Annotated in this window: 25 protein-coding genes; 11 read left to right on the top strand and 14 right to left on the bottom strand. The window is 46.5% G+C overall.

Annotated elements, in window-relative coordinates; genetic code table 11:
- Positions 1-240 precede the first annotated feature (240 nt).
- Positions 241-480, top strand: coding sequence for a hypothetical protein (locus SGI98_00945; GenBank protein ID MDZ4741969.1), 240 nt, complete (start codon positions 241-243; stop codon positions 478-480).
- Positions 481-551: 71 nt separating this feature from the next.
- Here the strand turns inward: SGI98_00945 and SGI98_00940 are convergent, their stop codons facing one another.
- Both SGI98_00940 and SGI98_00935 read right to left on the bottom strand, forming a co-directional pair.
- Positions 552-797, bottom strand: coding sequence for a CopG family transcriptional regulator (locus tag SGI98_00940; GenBank protein ID MDZ4741968.1), 246 nt, complete (start codon positions 795-797; stop codon positions 552-554).
- On the bottom strand, positions 784-1,050 hold the full coding sequence (locus SGI98_00935) for a BrnT family toxin (GenBank protein ID MDZ4741967.1): 267 nt from the start codon (positions 1,048-1,050) through the stop codon (positions 784-786). The genes SGI98_00940 and SGI98_00935 overlap by 14 nt, the downstream gene beginning before the upstream one ends.
- A 403-nt stretch (positions 1,051-1,453) precedes the next feature.
- Here SGI98_00935 and SGI98_00930 point away from each other — a divergent pair, with 403 nt between their 5' ends.
- Positions 1,454-1,819 carry a DUF2237 domain-containing protein gene (locus SGI98_00930; GenBank protein MDZ4741966.1) on the top strand — a complete coding sequence of 122 codons (366 nt, stop codon included), beginning with the start codon at positions 1,454-1,456 and terminating at the stop codon, positions 1,817-1,819.
- A gap of 109 nt (positions 1,820-1,928) precedes the next feature.
- On the opposite strand, the gene SGI98_00925 is transcribed toward SGI98_00930, so the two are convergent.
- Positions 1,929-2,579: a hemolysin III family protein gene (locus SGI98_00925; GenBank protein MDZ4741965.1), complete on the bottom strand. Its 651-nt coding sequence runs from the start codon at positions 2,577-2,579 to the stop codon at positions 1,929-1,931.
- A gap of 95 nt (positions 2,580-2,674) precedes the next feature.
- On the opposite strand from SGI98_00925, the gene SGI98_00920 reads away from it, so the two are divergent.
- From SGI98_00920 to SGI98_00900, 5 genes are all read left to right on the top strand, one after another.
- Positions 2,675-3,112, top strand: a complete 438-nt coding sequence (locus SGI98_00920) for a MarR family transcriptional regulator (GenBank protein MDZ4741964.1) — start codon at positions 2,675-2,677, stop codon at positions 3,110-3,112.
- A 60-nt stretch (positions 3,113-3,172) separates the two neighbouring features.
- Positions 3,173-3,787, top strand: a complete 615-nt coding sequence (locus SGI98_00915; GenBank protein MDZ4741963.1) for an NAD(P)H-dependent oxidoreductase — start codon at positions 3,173-3,175, stop codon at positions 3,785-3,787.
- Between the two features lie 61 nt (positions 3,788-3,848).
- A complete protein-coding gene (locus tag SGI98_00910; GenBank protein ID MDZ4741962.1) occupies positions 3,849-4,301 on the top strand; it encodes a DoxX family protein in 453 nt (150 codons plus the stop codon).
- A 22-nt stretch (positions 4,302-4,323) separates the two neighbouring features.
- Complete coding sequence (locus SGI98_00905) at positions 4,324-5,064, top strand: pirin family protein (protein MDZ4741961.1); 741 nt, start codon at positions 4,324-4,326, stop codon at positions 5,062-5,064.
- An 80-nt stretch (positions 5,065-5,144) separates the two neighbouring features.
- Complete coding sequence (locus tag SGI98_00900; protein ID MDZ4741960.1) at positions 5,145-5,753, top strand: hypothetical protein; 609 nt, start codon at positions 5,145-5,147, stop codon at positions 5,751-5,753.
- Between the two features lie 80 nt (positions 5,754-5,833).
- Here SGI98_00900 and SGI98_00895 read toward each other — a convergent pair whose 3' ends face one another.
- The 8 genes from SGI98_00895 to SGI98_00860 form a co-directional block, all read right to left on the bottom strand.
- On the bottom strand, positions 5,834-6,559 hold the full coding sequence (locus SGI98_00895; GenBank protein MDZ4741959.1) for an alpha/beta fold hydrolase: 726 nt from the start codon (positions 6,557-6,559) through the stop codon (positions 5,834-5,836).
- 55 nt (positions 6,560-6,614) lie between these two features.
- Positions 6,615-7,607, bottom strand: a complete 993-nt coding sequence (locus SGI98_00890; GenBank protein MDZ4741958.1) for a glycosyltransferase family 9 protein — start codon at positions 7,605-7,607, stop codon at positions 6,615-6,617.
- A 51-nt stretch (positions 7,608-7,658) separates the two neighbouring features.
- Positions 7,659-8,381: a metallophosphoesterase family protein gene (locus SGI98_00885; protein MDZ4741957.1), complete on the bottom strand. Its 723-nt coding sequence runs from the start codon at positions 8,379-8,381 to the stop codon at positions 7,659-7,661.
- A gap of 26 nt (positions 8,382-8,407) precedes the next feature.
- The gene (locus SGI98_00880; GenBank protein MDZ4741956.1) at positions 8,408-9,103 is read right to left on the bottom strand and encodes a hypothetical protein; all 696 of its coding nucleotides are present in this window, start codon (positions 9,101-9,103) and stop codon (positions 8,408-8,410) included.
- 102 nt (positions 9,104-9,205) lie between these two features.
- Positions 9,206-10,117 (bottom strand): hypothetical protein, encoded by a 912-nt coding sequence (locus tag SGI98_00875; protein MDZ4741955.1) that lies wholly within the window; start codon positions 10,115-10,117, stop codon positions 9,206-9,208.
- Positions 10,107-10,970, bottom strand: a complete 864-nt coding sequence (locus tag SGI98_00870; protein MDZ4741954.1) for an ABC transporter ATP-binding protein — start codon at positions 10,968-10,970, stop codon at positions 10,107-10,109. Before SGI98_00870 ends, SGI98_00875 begins: the two co-directional genes overlap by 11 nt.
- Positions 10,971-11,133: 163 nt before the next feature.
- Entirely contained in the window at positions 11,134-12,024 is an 891-nt protein-coding gene (locus SGI98_00865) for a carbon-nitrogen hydrolase (GenBank protein MDZ4741953.1), read from the bottom strand.
- A gap of 43 nt (positions 12,025-12,067) precedes the next feature.
- A complete protein-coding gene (locus SGI98_00860; protein ID MDZ4741952.1) occupies positions 12,068-12,997 on the bottom strand; it encodes a cyclic nucleotide-binding domain-containing protein in 930 nt (309 codons plus the stop codon).
- Positions 12,998-13,159: 162 nt separating this feature from the next.
- Between SGI98_00860 and SGI98_00855 the strand changes: the two genes are divergently transcribed.
- Positions 13,160-14,899: a hypothetical protein gene (locus tag SGI98_00855; GenBank protein MDZ4741951.1), complete on the top strand. Its 1,740-nt coding sequence runs from the start codon at positions 13,160-13,162 to the stop codon at positions 14,897-14,899.
- Positions 14,900-14,924: 25 nt separating this feature from the next.
- On the opposite strand, the gene SGI98_00850 is transcribed toward SGI98_00855, so the two are convergent.
- On the bottom strand, positions 14,925-15,245 hold the full coding sequence (locus tag SGI98_00850; GenBank protein ID MDZ4741950.1) for an iron-sulfur cluster assembly accessory protein: 321 nt from the start codon (positions 15,243-15,245) through the stop codon (positions 14,925-14,927).
- A gap of 88 nt (positions 15,246-15,333) precedes the next feature.
- Here SGI98_00850 and hpnD point away from each other — a divergent pair, with 88 nt between their 5' ends.
- The 3 genes from hpnD to tsaD all read left to right on the top strand — a co-directional run bounded on the left by hpnD (position 15,334) and on the right by tsaD (position 18,645).
- A complete protein-coding gene (gene hpnD / locus SGI98_00845; GenBank protein MDZ4741949.1) occupies positions 15,334-16,206 on the top strand; it encodes a presqualene diphosphate synthase HpnD in 873 nt (290 codons plus the stop codon).
- Between the two features lie 63 nt (positions 16,207-16,269).
- Positions 16,270-17,619: a S41 family peptidase gene (locus tag SGI98_00840; GenBank protein ID MDZ4741948.1), complete on the top strand. Its 1,350-nt coding sequence runs from the start codon at positions 16,270-16,272 to the stop codon at positions 17,617-17,619.
- 12 nt (positions 17,620-17,631) lie between these two features.
- Complete coding sequence (tsaD, locus tag SGI98_00835) at positions 17,632-18,645, top strand: tRNA (adenosine(37)-N6)-threonylcarbamoyltransferase complex transferase subunit TsaD (GenBank protein MDZ4741947.1); 1,014 nt, start codon at positions 17,632-17,634, stop codon at positions 18,643-18,645.
- A gap of 11 nt (positions 18,646-18,656) precedes the next feature.
- Here tsaD and SGI98_00830 read toward each other — a convergent pair whose 3' ends face one another.
- Both SGI98_00830 and SGI98_00825 read right to left on the bottom strand, forming a co-directional pair.
- Positions 18,657-18,998, bottom strand: coding sequence for a phage holin family protein (locus tag SGI98_00830; protein MDZ4741946.1), 342 nt, complete (start codon positions 18,996-18,998; stop codon positions 18,657-18,659).
- A gap of 48 nt (positions 18,999-19,046) precedes the next feature.
- Positions 19,047-19,379: a hypothetical protein gene (locus tag SGI98_00825; GenBank protein ID MDZ4741945.1), complete on the bottom strand. Its 333-nt coding sequence runs from the start codon at positions 19,377-19,379 to the stop codon at positions 19,047-19,049.
- Between the last annotated feature and the right edge of the window lie 9 nt (positions 19,380-19,388).

Below are 19,388 nucleotides of genomic sequence, written 5' to 3'. Positions count from 1 at the left end.
GGTTCTCATATGGCAAAAGTGCCCCGAGTTGTTCAACCCCTGAATGCAAAGAACGGAGGATACTCCCACATCCCCCGTTCTCTCCATTCCTTTAAAAGTCAGCCGTTGCGGGCTTTGGGATTCACCGTTCAGCCATAAGGTGCCTCTCTGTGAAACGATGACTGCGTCGCGCAAGTCTTCGGTCGGTGACAAAAGCTTCGGCTGCTTCGATCCGCGATGCACGGGCAGATGGCTTGAATCGTGTTGGACGCGCAAGGCGCGGGGCGAATCCGACTGCGTGAACAAAAGCTCCGCCAAGTCGGGAGTGAGTCGAATAGAGTCGAGGCGAGCGCCGACCAGAGTAGTGAGTGGAACAAAGGCACGGCTGCCGTCGGTGCGCTCGTCTGGAAAGTAAGCGTCCTCCAGCAGCGCCTCGTCGAGCGTGAGCCAACCCGCAGCCGCCCAAACCGTGAAGACAATCCAGACACGGGTAGCCGTTGAGTCGACTGCCTTGTTCGGCTGTTTTCTTTGTATCATCTGAAGTGCACTGGGATTGTTGGAGACGGGATTCTCTATCTTCCTTTAAAAGTCAGCTTATTTTCTTCTTTGAGCCGTTCCGCAATCCAGACTTTAATGATGGACTGCCGGGTGACCCCCATCCGTGAAGCTTGGAAGTCCAGCGAATCAATGATCCACTGGGGGAAATCCACGTTTACCCGTTTCTGTTCTAGTCCGGGACGCTTAGCTCTGGACAAATCGAGATAGGCGGTGATATCGCCGCCCTCGTCGAAGATCTGATCCAGTTCAGCAGCCTTGATCGTAGTTTTGTTTTTCTTCATCTCTTGATCTCCTTACTGACATGATTCTGATTTTCTCATTTCGAATCGTATAAATCCCTGTCCAACAGGCTTTGCCCAAAGTGGCAATGATCGCTTCACGCGGCTCATCTGCGGAGCGTGCCGGGACGATAAGCCGTGCCTCATCCTGCCAGAGCTCCTGTGCGGTGAGAAAATCAATGCCATGTTTGACTCTGTTTTTCTCGGACTTTTCCGAGTTAAACTCAAACTCCATAGTGGTATAATAACTATACCTTTATAGGTGTCAAGATTCGAGTTTTTTATCCCCAGATTTCACCGATTGGCAGAGATTATGTGGGGAGAGTGTCCTCCCATGTCAAATCCGGCACTGTCAGGTAAAGCGAGTTCACCACAGAGCAATTTGCTCAGGAAAATCCTCAAATCAATAGGTTCCCGGGAACAGGGAGTTGACGAAGTACTAGAATGTTCACGTCTATAAGTTTGCTGCCGACTGGAAAAAGTCGAGAATCCATTGTTTATAGTGCTCGGCCCCGAATTGGCTCAAAAGCAAATGACCCCGGAACAAAGGAGTCGTGAAGATGGGTCAACTCACTCCCTATCATTTTTGATAACTATCTTTGTGCAGGAGAGGAGTTTTATGCTAAGTTATAAATCTTATGACCCAAGCATCAAACGTCCTCGGCACACCCCTGATTCCCTGTTGTTATGAACCCATGACCGGATTTTACCGGGACGGCTATTGCCATACCGGGCCGGGGGATTTGGGACTACACACGGTTTGTTGCGTCATGAATGATGAGTTTCTTGAGTTCTCAGCACAACAAGGGAATGACCTGAGCACCCCCATGCCCGAATACCAATTCCCCGGATTAAAGGCCGGAGATAAATGGTGTCTATGCGTCACGCGCTGGGCTGAGGCTTATAACGCCGGATCCGCCCCCGCAATCATCCTCGAAGCCACGCACATTTCTGCACTTGAATTTGTCACCCTTGAGGAGCTCAAACAACATGCTGTCATATAAGTGCCCACTCCACGTGTTTTTGAGTGAGTGAGTATGCCCGCCCGAAGAAACGGCCATTTGCGATTTTTTTCCAGAATACGGAGACTCCCCGCCCCCTTTCATGGCACCCTCAGACGTAAAAAAGGATCATGACGTAATGGCAAGTGGTCCCAGCCAAGACAAAGAGGTGCCAGATAAAATGGTTATATCTGATCCGTTCCGCCGCAAAGAAAAAAACGCCCAAAGTGTAAGCTAAGCCGCCGGCGACCAACCAATAAAACCCTTCCCTCGGCATCTGTGTCCAGAGAGGTTTTATCGCAAAAACCACAAGCCAACCCATCAATAAATAGAGCGTCGTTGATATCTTCGGGTACCGGGTGCCAAAACCGATTTTGAGGCCTATCCCCACAATGGCCAGCCCCCAGACGACACCAAAAAGTGTCCATCCCCAGACCCCCTTTAATAAACCCACAGTGAAAGGAGTATAAGAGCCTGCAATCAAAAGGAAAATCGCACTATGATCGAAGATTCTTAAAACTTTTTTAGCCTTTTTATGCGGAAGGGCATGGTAGAGTGTGGATGCCAAATAAAGCAGGATCACAGTCGCAGCAAAAATGCCCGCAGCGATAACCGTATGTGAGTTCCCTTTTTGAAAAGCGAAAATAATGAGTATGGGCGCCAATACCAATGCCGCCACTAACCCGACCCCGTGGCTAATGCTATTGGCAATTTCTTCACCCAATGTTTGTTCGCGTGGTTTAAAAAGATGTTTCAATGTCATCAATCTATACCACCCACGACTCACGATTACAGAAAAATAGAGAAAACATTCGATAATCGTCTTGACATCAAGGTAATCCGTGATAATGTCATTCTATGGTGACAGAAAACGTCAAAGGAGTTCATCTCTGGTTAGTCTTGTGGAAAGCCTCTAGAGCCATGGAATCCTATGATCGCAAGAGCATCCAAGCCCTTGACCTTTGCCTGTCAGATTTCGGGGTTCTCGAGGTTTTATTACACAAAGGGGCGCTGCCGGTGAATACAATCGGCAAAAAAATACTTTTAACCAGTGGATCCATCACCACATCGATTGACAGGCTTGAAAAACGTTCACTCGTTCGGCGAACTGTATGCCCCGATGACGCCCGCAAGACACTAGTGTATCTCACTGATAAAGGGCACCGCCTGATCGTCCAAGCATTTTCCGCCCACGAACAACGTATGGAAAAGGCTGTCTCAGGACTCACCGATGAAGAGAAATCCTCACTGGTGTCCCTCCTCAAAAAACTCGGCACCTCAGTCCCTATCCCCTAATCATTATTTTAACTTGATATAAAGCTTTTAACCAAAATAACCCAAAGTCCTGCCCTTATAATGAAAACCCTCCTCCACATTGACTCAAGTCCCCGCGGAGATCGTTCGATCTCCCGCACCATCGCCCATGAATTCATCGACGCATGGAAGACCAACCATGCGGATGTGAATATCGTCTACCGTGATCTCGCCAAAGAGATCCCCCCACATGTCACTCTTCCCTGGATATTGGGAGCTTATCACTTACCGGGAAAAGAATCCGTCGAGGCTGTCCAAGCCATGAAAATCTCTGATGTCCTCATTGATGAATTCCTCGCCGCCGACTATTACGTCATGAGTGTACCGATGCATAATTTCGGAATTTCCTCGATTTTTAAGACCTACATCGACCAGATTGTCCGGATCGGAAGGACCTTTAATAGCAGTTGGCAAGGCCTTGTCTCGGCTGGTAAAAAGATGTGTGTTTTGACAGCACGTGGTGGGGCTTATGCAGCTCAATCCCCCATTGCCGTTTATGACCAGCAAGAACCCTACATCCGGACTGTTTTCGGCTTCATCGGGGTCACGGATATTACCTTCGTCAATGCGGAAGGAATCAATGTCCCGGATATCGGAAAAGATAAGGCTATCGAAACAGCCCGTCAGCAAATTGCCCCACTGGTAGTGAACTGGTAAAACCAAAACCCCCATACTCAAAAACCCCCATACTCAAAAACCCCCATACAAAAATAACCCTATGAAACTATTTGCCCAATACGCACACTGGATGACCGAAGGCCGCAAATTGCTCTTTGCCGACTTTGGCATCCTCCTCCTCCGACTCTGGATCGGCCTCCTCATGATCTTTAATCATGGGCTTGGAAAATTCCAAAACCTCCTGTCTGACAACCCCCAATTCATGGGAGTACTCGGTCTGGATGTAAAAACAAGCTTGGCCTTGGCGGTTTTTGCTGAACTGCTCTGCTCTACCGCGCTCATCCTTGGTTTTTGCAGTCGTTTAGCCCTGACCCAATTAATCGCGACGATGGCGATCGCATTTATCGTTGTGCATAAACTCGCCCTTTCCGGCGAACAAACCGGGGAATTAGCATTCGTCTATCTGGCGATCTATCTGACCCTTTTTATCACAGGCCCCGGGCGTTTCTCGATCGACGCGCTGATTACTCACCACTTTAAAAAGGCGGCCTGAGGCTAATAACAGAATATCCTTTATGGGCCCGTGGAGACACTGGGCACTCCTGAAAGGTACAAATATGATGATCAAAAGATCCTCCCGTGAACGCGGCCATGCCGATCACGGTTGGCTGAATTCCTATCATTCATTCTCATTTGCTGATTATGACGATCCGGCAGACATGGGTTACCGCAGTTTGCGCGTGATCAATGAGGATATCGTCCAGCCATCCATGGGTTTTCCGCTCCACCCCCATCGAGATATGGAAATCATCACCTACGTCATTTCCGGTCAACTCCAGCATCATGACAGCATGGGTAACGGCAGCATTATTCATCCCGGTGAAATCCAAACGATGAGTGCGGGAACCGGCAGCCGGCACAGTGAATTTAATGCATCCAACCAAGACCCCGTCCATTTACTCCAAATCTGGATTCATCCCGAGAAAACCGGACTCACCCCGGGTTATGCCGAATGGAAACCCGCGCAATTTGCCGCAAAAGATAACCTAACTCTGATCGTCTCCGCTGATGGGGCTGGAGATTCCGCGCAAATTGCGCAGGATGCTCGGATTTATCTGTGTAAACCGGCAGCCGGTGAAAGTCTCAAGTTACCCATCGCTTCCGGGCGCGGGATATGGGTGCAAGTATCCAAGGGTACTCTCACTATCAATGGTCTCAGCCTCCAGGCCGGCGATGCAGCAACCCTCGAAGAGGAGTCTTTAGCTACTTTTGAGTCCGATGATTTAGGAGAAGCCTTGGTGTTTGACCTGAAATAAAACCCATTCCTCACAAAACAGCCGAAACCCTGATTCTGAATATTCATTGACAAAATCTGATACTAAACTGAAACTTTGTTATGAATAAAATCTTAACACTCTTTCTATTGGCAGGCCTATTTTTCATTTCCGCATGCGGGAATACGGAAATGACTGGGACTTGGAAATCACCCAGCTATGCCGGCGGTGCGCTGAATAACGTCCTCGTGATCGGTCTGGGTAATAACAGTACTGTGGCCAGGATGTTTGAGGACTCTTTTGTGAACTCCCTACGTTCACGAGGCATCACAGCGACTCAAGGTTATGTAGCGCTGAATGGAGCAGCCCCCACTGAATCAAATATTAAAAAGGTAGTTAAAGCTAACCGCTACTCGGCTGTGATCGTCACGACAAAAGAAAAAGAAGAACACAAAACCGAATATGTCCAGGGGGCCACATACATGCAACCTGTTTATTACGGTATGTATCCTTACGTCATGACCCAATACACAATGGTGCAAACCCCCGGCTACTTTGAAAATATAAAAGTGGTCTATATTTCGACAAAAATTTATTCCACCGCAAACAATAATCTGATCTGGTCCGGGGAATCACAATCATTCAACCCCCAAGCATCCCAATCAACGGTAAATTCCCTCGTCGGGACTTTAGTCTCCAGCATGTCAAAGGATGGAATTATTTCCAAATAAATCCTCTACCCCATTTTCGCACAAAAAAAGCCCCGCAAATTGCGGGGCTTTTTTATATATCGCATCGCGATTAAAATAAATTAATGAGCAAATTGCTTTTTCACCCACGGAACCACCTTCTCGATCATCGGGGCTGTGTGTTCATTTGAAAAAACGTGGTTAGAACCCGGGATCGTAAAGAGTTCCTTTGGTTCATGAGCCTTTGCAAAAATGTCTTCTGAATCCTTAATGGGGACGACATCATCTTCTGTCCCGTGGACGAGGAGCCATGGTACTTTGATTTTGGCGCCTTGTGCCAGGACATTACCGATTTGGAGCATGTCATCGACATAAGCTTGGGAAAGCGGACAAGTCTCCTCATCCCACATAAAACCTTCCCCCGCCTTGAGCATGCCAAATTCCCGTTTATAGAATTCCGCCGTATCCACCATTCCGGAAAGGGAAACTAAGGCATTAATCCTATTATCTTGGCTGGTACGCAAAACTCCCACCGCACCTCCCATACTATGCCCGACATAAAGAATTTCGTATCCTGAAAGTGTATCCAGAACTGCCCCGAGGTCCTCGACCTCCTTGGAGATGGTTGAGTCCGTAAATTTCCCTTCTGAGTCGCCATTCCCACTAAATGAGAAACGCAAGACATTCACCCCTGACTTTTCGAGAGCTTCAGCGAGAGCCACAACAAAGGGACGGTCTTTATTCCCTGTGACACCATGGCCGATCACAACAATTTGCTTCAGTTCACCACCCTTGTGGTAGATGTAATCGAGTTTTTCACCTTGTGTATTCTTAATTTCTCCGAACATGATTCATTTTCTCCTGTTTAAATTTTGTTAATCAAAAATACTGCCGAGAAGAATGTCACGCCCCGATTTTGGTATTGATCTGGGCACGCAAAGCCTCGACGACCCGGTCGGAAAATGCTGTACGATGGGCATTAATCCCACCTGATGGACATTCAGCTAGGGATTCACCGGGTTCAAAACGGATGACCGATTCCGGTGGATAACCATAAGGCCCCGTCAAAACAGGATCGGATGCACCAAAAAGGGCAATCAACGGTTTCCCGAGTGCCACAGCCAAATGCATGGGTCCTGAGTCATTTGTCAGGAGTAATTTTCCCGCCTGGATGATTTTGGCTAGCTCAATGAGTCCAGTTTGTCCGACCACATTCGTGACATTGGGCGACTCAAGGGAAAGGCTTTCCCTGAGACTGGACTCTTCCCCGATCAAAACAAACTTCACATCCGGCATCTGTTTGATGACCGCAGCGAACCCACTCAAACGCCAGCGTTTATAATCACCGCGTGAAAAAGGATTCATCACGATAAATTCACCGGGCAATTTGCCCAAAAGTTTATCAGGAATACCCGGTGTTAATTTTAGGGGGTATTCAACGGGCATTTGTTTTAGCCCCAAATGGTCAATGACTTTCAAGTAACGGTCGATGGCATGCATTTTTCCTGGGGACCACCGGACAATATCCTGATAGAACAATTTGCACCCCTCCCGTCCATCTTGGAGGCCCAGCTTGCGTTTGCCCCTCGATGCCCAAGTGAAAAGGCCGCTTCTGAGTAAACACTGGATATCAATAACCAGATCATATTCTTCAAATGGAATAGTCCGGAATAGAAACTTTGTGAAGAGTGCGGGATTACGGAATGGACTCGCCTTTTTACGGTCAAAATCAAGCGTCCTATCTACAAGGGGGCAATGCCTGAGAAAAGATGAATAAACGGTATTTGTGAGCCAGTGGATATGGGCACTGGGAAGATTCTTTTTGAGTGAATCAACAAGCGGGAGAGCATGGATAATATCCCCGAATGAACTCGGTTTAATGATCAGAATCTTCACGAATTTCTCCGGGGAAATCTATTGATTAGACAGGCAAAAACAGGTTTTAACCTATTTTCCCACAGTTAATCTTTCCGCTAAACGCTTTGGCAAGCCCGCATCGAGGATCTTCTGCTGGGTCAATTCGATATTATAATCAATACGCCTTAGCTGGACCAATTGCGTCACGGTATCATAAATGGCATAGGAGGCTTTAGGATTACCGTCGCGGGGTTGTCCGACACTACCGACATTAATGAAATATTTTTTCCCAAGCTCCATACGGACTGTATCATAAGGGCCACCATGGACGGACATATCCCGGGTGAATGCCAAAGGCACATGGGTATGACCGAAAAAACAGAGGGAAGTATTCTGGTAACTGAAACTCGCGGCGGCAGCAAGCTGGTCAAAGACATATCCCCAACGGTGGGGAGTGTCCAAGGTGGCATGGACAATGGTAAAGGCACCGACTTGGCGAACCATCTTTAAATCGCGCAGGTATTGCTTCTCGTCCGCGTTTAGTTGATCCCTTGTCCACTGCATGGCAAAACTGGCCAAGGGGTTGATCCCCTCAAAATCATCATCATTACTGGCTTGTTCGTCATGGTTACCTTTGACGACAGGGCAATTCATATTCCTGACGATTTCTAGGCACTCGCGGGGATTGGCATTGTACCCCACCACATCACCCAAGCAGCAATGATGGGTGACTCGGGAAGCCTTGGCATCAGCCATCACGGCCTCTAAAGCTTCAAGATTGGCATGTATATCCCCAAATATTGCGTATCTCATCGTTTCCTTATACTAGCAATAACGCGTTACTGCGCAAATAATCTTTTTCCCTTTGGAATCTTAAGTTTTTCTTCCAACTCCGGAATTCTCTTCTTGAAAGTGGGCACTTGGTTATTAGGATCCTCCAACCACAGCTTTTTCATGAGTTCGTAGGCCTCCTGGTCATTCCCCCCATCCAATAACTTAAAAGCTACTTGCCTCTTTAAATAAAGTGGGCCATCGGGTAATTCTGATGCTTTTTGGTAATACACAGCCGCTTCTAATGGCCTTTTCTGCTTATCCGAGAGTAACCGACCCATACCGGAGTAAAGCTCCCAACTCTGGGAATTGTGCTCGATCCCCTTCTTCAGGGTTTCTTCCCCGAGATCAAACCACTCCTTTTGATTTTTCTTCCGGACAGCTTCCTTAGGTTCCATCGGATCCACTGAGGCAGCATAGGAGCTATTCCAAGCAAAATGCCACGCTGCATTATCCCAAAAATAGATCGAGTTCGGCTGAAGCGTATTAACCACGTGGTATTTCTCTTTTTGTTTGAACCAGAGATGGTTTTCCCAATCGTTATGGGCGGATATCCATAAGAGATTTGCTACTACATTCCGGAATCCCCCCATAAGAGCCACGAACATATACTGGCTAATTTTCTCACGGACACTCAGGAGTGATGATATATTCCCAAAACCCAACGACTGATATTCTTTTGTTAGACGATTTTCTAAGGACATTTTTATGCAGAAAAACATAATAACAAGGAGCACCCCTGTAATAAATGACTTTTTCCGCAGATAAATTCTTTCAGTGAGTGTCATAGAAAAATGATATCTATATTAGAGCTCCCTGAATTCAAAAAAGAGCCAAGCGACGATCAGGAAGGCAATCGTCATCACGAGACCATAGGCGCAAGTGGTCATTGCCACTGACCATGGCAAAGAATTCCCCATCACCAGTTCATCTGCCAAATTAAACTTATTCAGGTCAGGAAAAATAACAATGACCAGTCCGACAAACATCTTTTTTACAATATCCATGGATCCTCCCCATGCTTGTTGGGCAATCGATTGCAGGTGGCAAATAGTAACTGCCACAATACTCATCAGGATAGTGAAGATCATGGACGTTGAAAAACTGGAAATGGCCATCGTAATAGCTGCGACTAATATTATTTTCACAAAGATCAACAGGATAGCCTTAAAGACTTCCGGGTCTCGTGACTGTTTATATATCCTTTGCTCTTCTGACCTGATAAACGCTTGTGTCTCAGCGGTTTGACTCCCCGACGCTTGATAATTTCGCCTCAATTCCCCCACCAGTTCCTTTTCCTTATAAAAAATAACTCCCGTAAATGTGATACTCATCAGGACAAGGGCCATCACAAGGATCAGGACACTCCCCAAATATTTTCCAAGGATAAACTCAAGTTTTAAAACCGGCTTTGCCAAAAGTGTATAAATCGTCCGGTTATCAAGCTCTGTCGGAATCAAGGATGCCGTTCCTGCAATCGCCAAAATCATCCCCATGAGGGACATTGCGCCCAGGCAAAAATCCTTAATAAATTTAAATTGGGCCTCAAATGTGAACTGGGTGAAGATCACTGCCGAAGAAATGAAACCGAGGGAGAAAAGGAGGAGGAAGATTAAAACCTTCTGCCGGATTAACTCCGTCATGGTGTTTAATGCAATCACCCTGATTCTCATCGGGGAAACCATTAATAAATGATATTTTGATTTTTCAGCTTTCATAAGAAGGCCCCGCTTTTTCCACTGCTTCTAAAAACAGTTTCTCTAAGGTTGTCTTTGGATGCCCTGTCTCCAACACATTCCCGCCTAAGAGGGCTACTTGGTCTTGGATCTTTTTAAGGTTCTCGGGAGTAATCCCCTCAAATGTAATCGAATACCGATTATGAACCGGTGCGAGATCCTCCATTTTTCCATCCAAAATCTTTTTTCCAGAATGGAGTACGCAGATATGGTCACAGACCTCCTGTACCTGTTCGAGTAAATGGGAACAAAGCAGGATTGTTTTTCCACGCTCCTTGAGTGTCAGAATCATATCCCTAATTTCCCGTGACCCCACCGGATCGACCCCCGCCGTCGGTTCATCTAAAAAGAGGATTTCCGGATCATGGATAAGGGCTTGGGCCAGTCCGATCCGTTGAAGCATTCCTTTGGAATATCCCCTCAACCTCCTCTTTTGACGGCCGTCAGCCAGCCCGACCAACTCGAGGAGCTCTTGACATCGGTCTTTAAGTTTCTTCCCGGATAATCCCGCTAATTTACCAAAAAACTGGAGAGTCTCATACCCAGTCAGGTAATGATAAAAATAGGGATTTTCCGGTAAATAACCGATTAATCGGTGTGTCTCAACCTTATGACAAGGTTGCCCAAAAATAGACGCCGACCCACTCGTCGGGGATACTAACCCAAGTAGGATTTTAATTGTCGTGCTTTTGCCTGATCCATTCGGACCTAATAGGCCAAATACCTGACCTTGAGACACAGTCAAATCAAGATTCGACACGGCTGTCATGGTTCCCCTGCGCCATCCGAGCTTGAATTTTTTTGTTAATTGTTTGATCTCTACTGCATCAGACATAATAATCCCTTTAAATTACAGATCAGCATATTGCCTGATCTTTTATAACAAACAAATAATTTATTTGTTCCGGCAAAACAACAAAGACTCGTAGGAATTTGCTGGCGAATATCCCCTCCATGACTACTCACTCATGAGTAAAAACCAAAATATCGTCTATCATCTAATCAATTAAACGTTTTGTCAGGTCACCGTAGGCATCAATGCGACGGTCACGGAGGAATGGCCAATGAGTGCGGACGGTGTCCACTGTATCCAGGTCGAGCTCCTGAATGATGATTTCCTCTTGATCAATACTCGCCTTCTGCAAAATCTGTCCACTGGTATCAGTAATAAAACTTTGCCCCCAGAACTCCAACCCATCCCCACCGACACCCTCGATATATTCGTGGCCGATCCGATTTGCTGCTGCGACATAACAACCATTTGCTATGGCATGGGAACGCTGGATAGTTTCCCAAGAAGAATGATGGGCTTTCCCATACTGAGCTTTTTCGCTGGGGTGCCAGCCGATCGCCGTCGGGTAAAAAAGAATTTCCGCCCCTTGCATAGCGGTCAGGCGGGCCCCTTCTGGATACCATTGATCCCAACAAATCAGAACCCCTATTTTACCGTACTTTGTTTGCCAAGCTTTGAATCCGAGATCCCCAGGGGTGAAATAGAATTTCTCGTAGAAAAGTGGGTCGTCGGGTATATGCATTTTGCGGTACTTCCCGAGATAGGTGCCATCTGCATCAATAATAGCGGCGGTATTATGATACACGCCAGCAGCCCGTTTCTCAAAAAGGGCGGCGACAATCACGACTTTGTATTGAGCCGCCAGTTCACAAAAAGCTTTAGTACTCGGCCCGTCAGGGATACCTTCGGCAAACTCAAAATATTTATGATTTTCCTCCTGGCAGAAATACTGGGTCGTAAACATCTCTTGGGTACAAATGATTTGCGCCCCCGCTTTAGCCGCTTTTTCTGCCAAGGCCAAATGGCGTTTTAAATTATCCCGGGGATCAGGTGAGGCATGTGTCTGCATTACGGCTACTTTGACTTTACGGGACATGGATACCTGCCTTTCTTGGAAGTGGGAGCGATTTTATCGTCAGTTATTTGATTTGACCAGTCTCTACCAGCCTCTGTACCGCGGAGTAAATATAATAATGGCAAAAAAGTAATTCGTCACAAAGTTGTTTAACTGTTTTGGGAGAAATTTTGATGTAAGCAAAAATCGCTTCTTGGACAAACCCGTATTTTTTATCTACGACACTCAGACTCTCCCCTACGGGAACAAATGGCTGTTCTGAATCTTCATCGAGGGCACACATCTCTTGGAATTCATCACGCATCTGGAGCGCATTCATCAGGATTTCTGTCGTAGAATACTGGTTCTCAATGACTGCATCATGGTCCAGAGAACTATCCGTAACATAAAAAGCAAAATTCCCCTCTAAATCAGGCATGAGAAAAAGCTGCCAAACCGCTTGGATCCCGGTAAGTCGACCGAACCTTGCATGGTTTGGAGTACCTTTGCTGAAGAAGAATTTCCCCATCTCGTTGGAGTTTGCATCAAAAATCTTGAGTTCACCTGTCTTTGAACTGTGTTCGATCGTTTGGAAAAGCGTGACCAGATCGAAATTTGCCAAGTTTCCGCTCAGCTCCAAGCAGTTACTATTCATCAAAGCCATGTGGGAAGTCTTGCGGAGCCGTTCAGCCAAAAGTGTCGAGAGATAATGGAAAAAGCTTGGGACCACCTCGATCATCTTATAAAAATTTTCCTCCGAAAAATATTGAAGGCTACAAGCTTCACAAGTGCGGGCATTCCCGGAACGGGTCGCACCGGTGAGGATTCCGATTTCACCCAGACAGTCACCGCGGGAGAGGTACCCGAGGGATTGTTTACGTTTTCCGTCCTGGCTTTCGATATAAACTTCGACGACACCCTTATTAATAATATACAATGCATCACTGGGTTCATTCTGCTTAAAGATAAGCACATTAGGGGGGAAATGTATGACTTTGGACAATTGTCCAAGCATCCGTCGCTTATTCAAGTCTAGCGATGTGCAAAAAGAGAAAAAATCCCTTCGATGAATTACAGCTGACATAGGCCCCTTACTTAACCGAAAATCTGAAAAGTGACAAAGTTTTTTAATTGTTTTTGTAAATAATCCTGAATTGGTCTTTGCTATGGGTGATTCATGGAAACAATCCTATTTTTCAAGCTCCTCATGAGGACGAATAAGTTTTTGGTGTCGCGCCAGATTCATGAGCTTTTCCATTCATCCAAGCTTATGGCCAGCGTTATCAGCTCTTTTTGCCTTCTATACCTGGCGGGAGCTTATTTTCTTGCATATCGTTCACTCAATTATCTTCATAAACAATTTCCCCTCGTCGGCACCATCGTTCTAGAAAGAATGGTATTTATTACTTTTGGAGCACTTATGATCATGCTTGTGATCAGTACGGCTGTGATTGGTTATACGACCCTTTTCCGGAATAAAGAAACCATTTGGCTTTATCCCCACCCCGTCGATCACCGTGTCCTTTTCCGTTATAAGTCGATCGAAGCATTGGTCTTGGCAGCTTGGGCATTTATTTTCCTGATTATCCCACTCATGGCTGCTTATGGAAATGTTTACTCCGCCACTTGGGGCTATTATGTAATTCTACCTTTTTTCCTTCTTACGTTTGTTTTCTTGTGTGGCGTATTTGGGATCGTTTCCCTGTTTATCTTTGTATGGCTGACCCGGCACAGATGGCTTTTGGCTCTATTTTTGTCCACGCTGGCCATCATATCTTTGTCCTTTATTTATCATGCTTTTACAGCACCCACACTCGACCAGGACACCCTTAAAACAACCAATATCATGAGCCAATTACTGGATAATACCCGCTTCCTGACTCATCCGCTCTGGCCGAGTTATTGGTTGTCACGAGGACTACTCTCCGCTCTGGATGGGGCCTTTATCTCTGTTACTTATTATTTCCTGCTTCTGCTGAGTAACGCCCTTTTTTTTCAGATGTTATCCTTTACTTTCCTGTCCAAACTTTATGCCCCTGCTTGGAATACAGTCCATACACGCGCTTATGGGATGAGTCTTTTTACACGTTCCCGAAAAATCACTCCAGACGCAGATGCATGGTTCACCCCCCTAGCATTGGTCCGGACAATCGTGCGACCCTTTATGGGACGTCCGGCCTCTGCCCTCCTCTGGAAAGATGCAAAAACCTTTTTCCGTGACCCGCAACAATGGCTGCAATTTGCCGTCTTTTTCGGGATTATGGGAATATATGTCATTAACCTCCAAAAAATGCGTTTAGATGTGCAGGCCGGATTCTGGAGTAATTTTATTGCACACATGAATCTCGCCGCTTGTTCAATGACCTTGGGCACCCTGACCACACGGTTTGTTTTCCCTCAATTCAGCCTGGAAGGACGCCGTCTCTGGTTGGTGGGACTCTCCCCCATCGGACTCAAAGGGGTCATCTGGCAAAAATTCTGGACCAGTGTCATCGGCAGCGGCCTCATTGTAGTGACATTAACCTTGATCTCCTGTTTTGTGCTCCGTCTTCCCACATGGCAAATTGCCCAGTTCACCCTTGTCATTATCCTGATGACCGCAGCATTATCGAGCCTGTCAGTCGGGCTCGGAGTCCTGTACCCAAATTTCAAAGAAGATAACCCCGCAAAGATCGTTTCGGGTTTCGGGGGAACACTTTGCCTGGTTCTCACCTTTATTTACGTGATTGTGTGCATCGCCTCCCTTGCTATCCCCTCACAAATGGAAGCCATCGGAAAGGCCATGACAAACGGCGCTGGCTACTCCTATTCGACACTACGAATCATCGGGATGACAATAATGATCTTCCTGAGTATTATCTCGATTTTACTTCCACTTTCCTTGGCCTTGAAAAAAGCTGGAAAAATGGAATTATAGAGAAATCCTCCCTAAAAAGCAGGGATTACGCCTCAAAAGATTTACCACACCCACAACTTCTTTTGGCCAGAGGATTCTGAATTTTAAAACCACTATCGGAGAGGGTATCCACGTAATCAACCATACAGTCTTTGAGCAGATCATGACTAATGGGATCGATAATAATCTTCACATCATTATTTGTGAGGACAAAATCTGAGTCACCGGGATCATCAATCTTCATCACATACTGGCGTCCACTACAGCCACCATCCTCGATAGAAATACGGAGGGCTTTGGTTAATGGCAGTCCTTGGTCGGAGAGCATTGTCATGACTTGTTGAAAAGCTTGTTGAGTTGCTTGCATAATATCCTAATATTGTTATCAGTCGTTTGTGTGTATGAACAAGATAAATCTAATCTTATTTTGACTTTTTTTCAACTTCCGTCCTCCCATGGCTTCCCCTAACCTGACTCCCCAAGTGAATTACCTCGAACTCAACTCCTCTGAAATCACCCGTAAAAGCGGGTCAAACCTCGCTTTTTGTTTTGCATTCCTGCCGGAAAAACGCAAACGGGGTATGGTGATTTATTACGCTTTCTGCCGCGTGGTCGACGATATCGCCGATGATCCCGAGGTCAGTCTCGATGCAAAAAAGGCACAGCTTGATGAATGCCGCCGTGAAATAGCAAATTGCTACGCTGGGAAAGCTCAGACCGCACTGGGCCGAGATATCCAATCCATGCTCCACGATTTCCCTACTATCCCCCGTGATTATTTTGAAGAATTAATTAACGGGGTCGAGATGGATTTAACAGTCCACCGCTATACCACCTTTGACGAGCTTTACCAATACTGTTACCGGGTCGCTTCTGTCGTCGGGCTGACAAGTATCGAGATATTTGGTTATCGTAACCAAAGTGCAAAACAATACGCGATTGACTTAGGCTTGGCCTTCCAACTCACCAATATCCTCCGGGATATCAAAAAAGACGCTTTGAATGGACGCATCTACATCCCCTCGGAGGAATTAAACCGCCTGGGTTATCCCGAATCCGATCTCCTGTCATTTAAAGAATCCCCAGCATTTTTTGAATTAGCCCGGTTCCAATACGACCGTGCTCAAGATTATTATCAAAAAGCCGCCCTCAATCTCGCCCCTGGAGATCGCCGCTCCATGGTCGCTGCCGAATCAATGAGAGCTGTTTATCATAAATTATTGACACAGCTTGAAAAAGAGAATTTTCCCATCTTCCAAAAGGATATGTCTCTCGGTAAACTCCACAAAATGTGGCTCATCACCAAGATATTCCTCTTTTTTAGGTAAAATATTCCTGAAATAGTCTGGATTTAATTGAATCTTAAGGTATTGTGACTTGTTAAATTCATCATGAAGATCTCCCGGATCACTTGTGCTATTATAGCAATCACTGTTCTTAACCTCTTTTTGGGGTTCAAGCTAAATTTAATCAGTGCTGTAGAGGATAACTCCGCGAGTAAAGATGATAGTTATGCGAATATTAGGCTTTTTACACGGGTTTTGGAAACGGTCCGTCAGGGATACGTCGATGGAAATAAAGTCACATATCAGGATCTGATCTATTCGGCCTTGCAAGGCATGCTCTCCTCCCTTGACCCCCATAGTCAATTCATGACCCCAGATTCTTTTTCGGATATGCGGGAATCTGTACAAGGCGAATTCATCGGACTCGGGATAGTCATCAGTGTTAAAGATAGTGCCATCGTCATCGTCAGTCCGATGGAGGATTCTCCAGGCGCACGTGCCGGCCTGATTTCTGGGGATAGAATCATGAAGGTCGATGGAAAAACAACCGACAACATGCCCCTCGGTGATGTGGTTAAAAAACTCCGTGGTAAACCCGGTGATAAAGTAACCCTAACAATCTACCGCCCGAAATCCAAAGAATTACAAGATTATGAATTAGTAAGGGAAATCATCAAAGTCGATAGCGTCAAAGATATTAACGGAAAAAAAGAGTTCCCCTTATCCGATGATAAAATCGGTTATATCCGTGTCACCCAGTTTAATGATCCCACAGACAAAGAATTTAATAAAGCTATTGAAACTCTCGAAAAACAGGGAATGCAAGGACTTATTCTCGATCTGAGGAATAACCCCGGTGGCCTCTTGGATAAAGCCGTGGATATTTGTAGCTTGTTTATCCCTACCGAACAAACCGTAGTCTCGACAGAAGGTCGTGACGGAGCCAATAAACAACTTTACAAGGCCAAAAGCACCAAGAAACATAATGATTACCCCATGGCCATCCTGATTAATGGCGGCAGCGCTAGTGCCAGTGAAATCGTGGCCGGATGCCTCCAGGACCTCAAACGTGCTGTTGTTGTCGGTGAAACGAGCTTCGGTAAAGGATCTGTCCAAAGTGTACTCCCTAATGAGGATGGTTCAGCCATCCGCCTGACCACTGCCAAATATTATACGCCTAACCGCCGGGTGATCCATGAAAACGGGGTGACCCCGGATATCATTGTTCCGATTACCGAGCAGGAAGAGCGCGACCTTATCATCTCACGCATGCCCTCCTTTGAAGAAGATACCGTCGCAGTGGACGCTTCCCCGGCTCCGGCGAAAAAGAAGGTTAATGATTCCCAGCTCGAAAGGGCTAAGGATGTCATCCGGGGTATCCAGATTTTCGCAAAACGCACTCAGTCAAATGCTCCGACTGCCACACCTGTTCCTCCTTCCACGGCGAATAAATAATCCGGTTATCCCATGAGTAATGTACTGGGGATAGAAACTTCATGTGATGAAACATCCGTTGCAATCGTGGACTCCGAAAAAAATGTCCGTATCAATCTCGTTTCCTCTCAGATACTCAGGCATAAACCTTACGGCGGAGTTGTTCCCGAAATCGCTTCACGCGCCCACTTGGAAATGATCTCTCCCTTGGTAGCCAAAGCTTTCGAGGAAACACAAATGGAGCCTGGGCAAATTGATCTGGTGGCCGCGACACGGGGGCCAGGGCTGGCCAGCTCGCTGCTCATCGGATTATCCTTTGCCAAAGGACTGAGCCTGTCTCTCGGGAAACCATTTATCGGGATCAATCACTTACACGGGCATCTTTTATCCCCGCTTCTCTCGGGTCAGATACCAGCTGGGGCACTCTTCCCGAATATAAGCCTGATCGTGAGCGGAGGTCACACCCTCCTTCTTCATACGCGTTCGTCCGATGATTACACAAAAATCGGGTCGACTCTCGACGATGCCGCTGGTGAAGCTTTTGATAAAGTCGCAAAATTAATCGGCCTTGAATATCCCGGTGGGCCCATGGTCGATACAATCGGTGCCTCAGGAAATCCGCACGCGTTTGAATTTCCCCGGGGCCTGTCCAAACATCAAAATTATCATTTTAGTTTCAGTGGGCTCAAAACCGCCATCCGATATTTTCTTGAGAAACAACCGGCAGACTTTATCCAAAAGAACCTTGCCGACATTTGCGCCAGTGCCCAAGAAGCCATTTGCGAGGTATTAGTCTCGAAAACCATTCGTGCAGCAATGGATCACGGGGTCAAAGTCATTACAGTTTCCGGGGGAGTCTCCTGCAATACCCGCCTCCGCCACCTCTTTGAAGCAAATTGCGCCCGTGAAAATATCCGACTCTTCCTTTGCCCTCCCCTTTTCTCTACTGACAACGCTGCCATGATCGCCCTAGTGGCTTCATACTTGTCCGATAAAGGAATCAAACCGGGCCTGGATGAAGACATCGCTCCAAATCTAGGATTCTAGGCCTATTTTGATCAGTCTTTTTTGGCAATGGCGTAAAAGAAGAAACTCACTATACTCACGATGATAGAACCCAAAAATGCGTCGAGGAATCCCGCGACGTGGAATCCGGGCAGGTACCCGAGTAAATAAAAAATCACTGTATTAATAACCAGCAGGAAAAGCCCCAAAGTCACCAGGATAAATGGTAGGGTCAGAAGCATGAGAATGGGTTTTAAAACAGCATTCAGCACCCCCAAGATCAAGGCGGCTATCACGAGGGCCGTCGTGGAATCATAGGAAATCCCACGAACTAAGTAAGCAGCGACCCAGACCCCGACAGCCGTAACCAACCAATGAAATAATATTTTTACCATGCCTTGTTTTTTACAGGATGATGACGAGGAACACAATGCTTTCTCACCCTATTTGCGAGTATCGTCATTCTCGGGCATTTCAATTGTGATCGTTTTCGCACTGGGCATCTCGTCATCCACACGGATGACTTCGACATCGATCACATCCCCTTGCCCTTGGGTAGGACGGGACTGCCGGGAGGAATACAAATTACGCGGGCGACGGAAAAATGATGAGATTAAAAGGACAAGTCCTACCCCAAGTAAAACCAGAATAATGAGGGGCCAGAGGAAAAAAAGGAGGAGGCAACCCCAAGTGCCGTTGACCTTAATCATTTTACCGCCGAAAAGGCCATTGTTAGCATTTTGGGAAATACCCGGAAATTTTCTGAACCGTTGCACGAATTTCCT

The sequence above is a fragment of the Verrucomicrobiota bacterium genome (assembly GCA_034440155.1).
GTDB lineage: Bacteria > Verrucomicrobiota > Verrucomicrobiia > JAWXBN01 > JAWXBN01 > JAWXBN01.
Note: the sequence above shows the minus strand (reverse complement) of the source record. Positions and strands in the feature narration are given on the sequence as shown.

What these genes read in the sequence shown, in the direction of transcription:
- SGI98_00860 (MDZ4741952.1), bottom strand. Translation starts at nt 12,997, where the DNA reads ATGCTTGGACAATTGTCCAAAGTCATACATTTCCCCCCTAATGTGCTT.
- SGI98_00930 (MDZ4741966.1), top strand. Translation starts at nt 1,454, where the DNA reads ATGACCCAAGCATCAAACGTCCTCGGCACACCCCTGATTCCCTGTTGT.
- SGI98_00920 (MDZ4741964.1), top strand. Translation starts at nt 2,675, where the DNA reads ATGGTGACAGAAAACGTCAAAGGAGTTCATCTCTGGTTAGTCTTGTGG.
- SGI98_00910 (MDZ4741962.1), top strand. Translation starts at nt 3,849, where the DNA reads ATGAAACTATTTGCCCAATACGCACACTGGATGACCGAAGGCCGCAAA.
- SGI98_00925 (MDZ4741965.1), bottom strand. Translation starts at nt 2,579, where the DNA reads ATGACATTGAAACATCTTTTTAAACCACGCGAACAAACATTGGGTGAA.
- SGI98_00855 (MDZ4741951.1), top strand. Translation starts at nt 13,160, where the DNA reads ATGGAAACAATCCTATTTTTCAAGCTCCTCATGAGGACGAATAAGTTT.
- SGI98_00830 (MDZ4741946.1), bottom strand. Translation starts at nt 18,998, where the DNA reads ATGGTAAAAATATTATTTCATTGGTTGGTTACGGCTGTCGGGGTCTGG.
- SGI98_00935 (MDZ4741967.1), bottom strand. Translation starts at nt 1,050, where the DNA reads ATGGAGTTTGAGTTTAACTCGGAAAAGTCCGAGAAAAACAGAGTCAAA.
- hpnD (MDZ4741949.1), top strand. Translation starts at nt 15,334, where the DNA reads ATGGCTTCCCCTAACCTGACTCCCCAAGTGAATTACCTCGAACTCAAC.
- tsaD (MDZ4741947.1), top strand. Translation starts at nt 17,632, where the DNA reads ATGAGTAATGTACTGGGGATAGAAACTTCATGTGATGAAACATCCGTT.
- SGI98_00905 (MDZ4741961.1), top strand. Translation starts at nt 4,324, where the DNA reads ATGGGCCCGTGGAGACACTGGGCACTCCTGAAAGGTACAAATATGATG.
- SGI98_00850 (MDZ4741950.1), bottom strand. Translation starts at nt 15,245, where the DNA reads ATGCAAGCAACTCAACAAGCTTTTCAACAAGTCATGACAATGCTCTCC.
- SGI98_00885 (MDZ4741957.1), bottom strand. Translation starts at nt 8,381, where the DNA reads ATGAGATACGCAATATTTGGGGATATACATGCCAATCTTGAAGCTTTA.
- SGI98_00870 (MDZ4741954.1), bottom strand. Translation starts at nt 10,970, where the DNA reads ATGTCTGATGCAGTAGAGATCAAACAATTAACAAAAAAATTCAAGCTC.
- SGI98_00880 (MDZ4741956.1), bottom strand. Translation starts at nt 9,103, where the DNA reads ATGTCCTTAGAAAATCGTCTAACAAAAGAATATCAGTCGTTGGGTTTT.
- SGI98_00895 (MDZ4741959.1), bottom strand. Translation starts at nt 6,559, where the DNA reads ATGTTCGGAGAAATTAAGAATACACAAGGTGAAAAACTCGATTACATC.
- SGI98_00865 (MDZ4741953.1), bottom strand. Translation starts at nt 12,024, where the DNA reads ATGTCCCGTAAAGTCAAAGTAGCCGTAATGCAGACACATGCCTCACCT.
- SGI98_00840 (MDZ4741948.1), top strand. Translation starts at nt 16,270, where the DNA reads ATGAAGATCTCCCGGATCACTTGTGCTATTATAGCAATCACTGTTCTT.
- SGI98_00915 (MDZ4741963.1), top strand. Translation starts at nt 3,173, where the DNA reads ATGAAAACCCTCCTCCACATTGACTCAAGTCCCCGCGGAGATCGTTCG.
- SGI98_00900 (MDZ4741960.1), top strand. Translation starts at nt 5,145, where the DNA reads ATGAATAAAATCTTAACACTCTTTCTATTGGCAGGCCTATTTTTCATT.
- SGI98_00875 (MDZ4741955.1), bottom strand. Translation starts at nt 10,117, where the DNA reads ATGAAAGCTGAAAAATCAAAATATCATTTATTAATGGTTTCCCCGATG.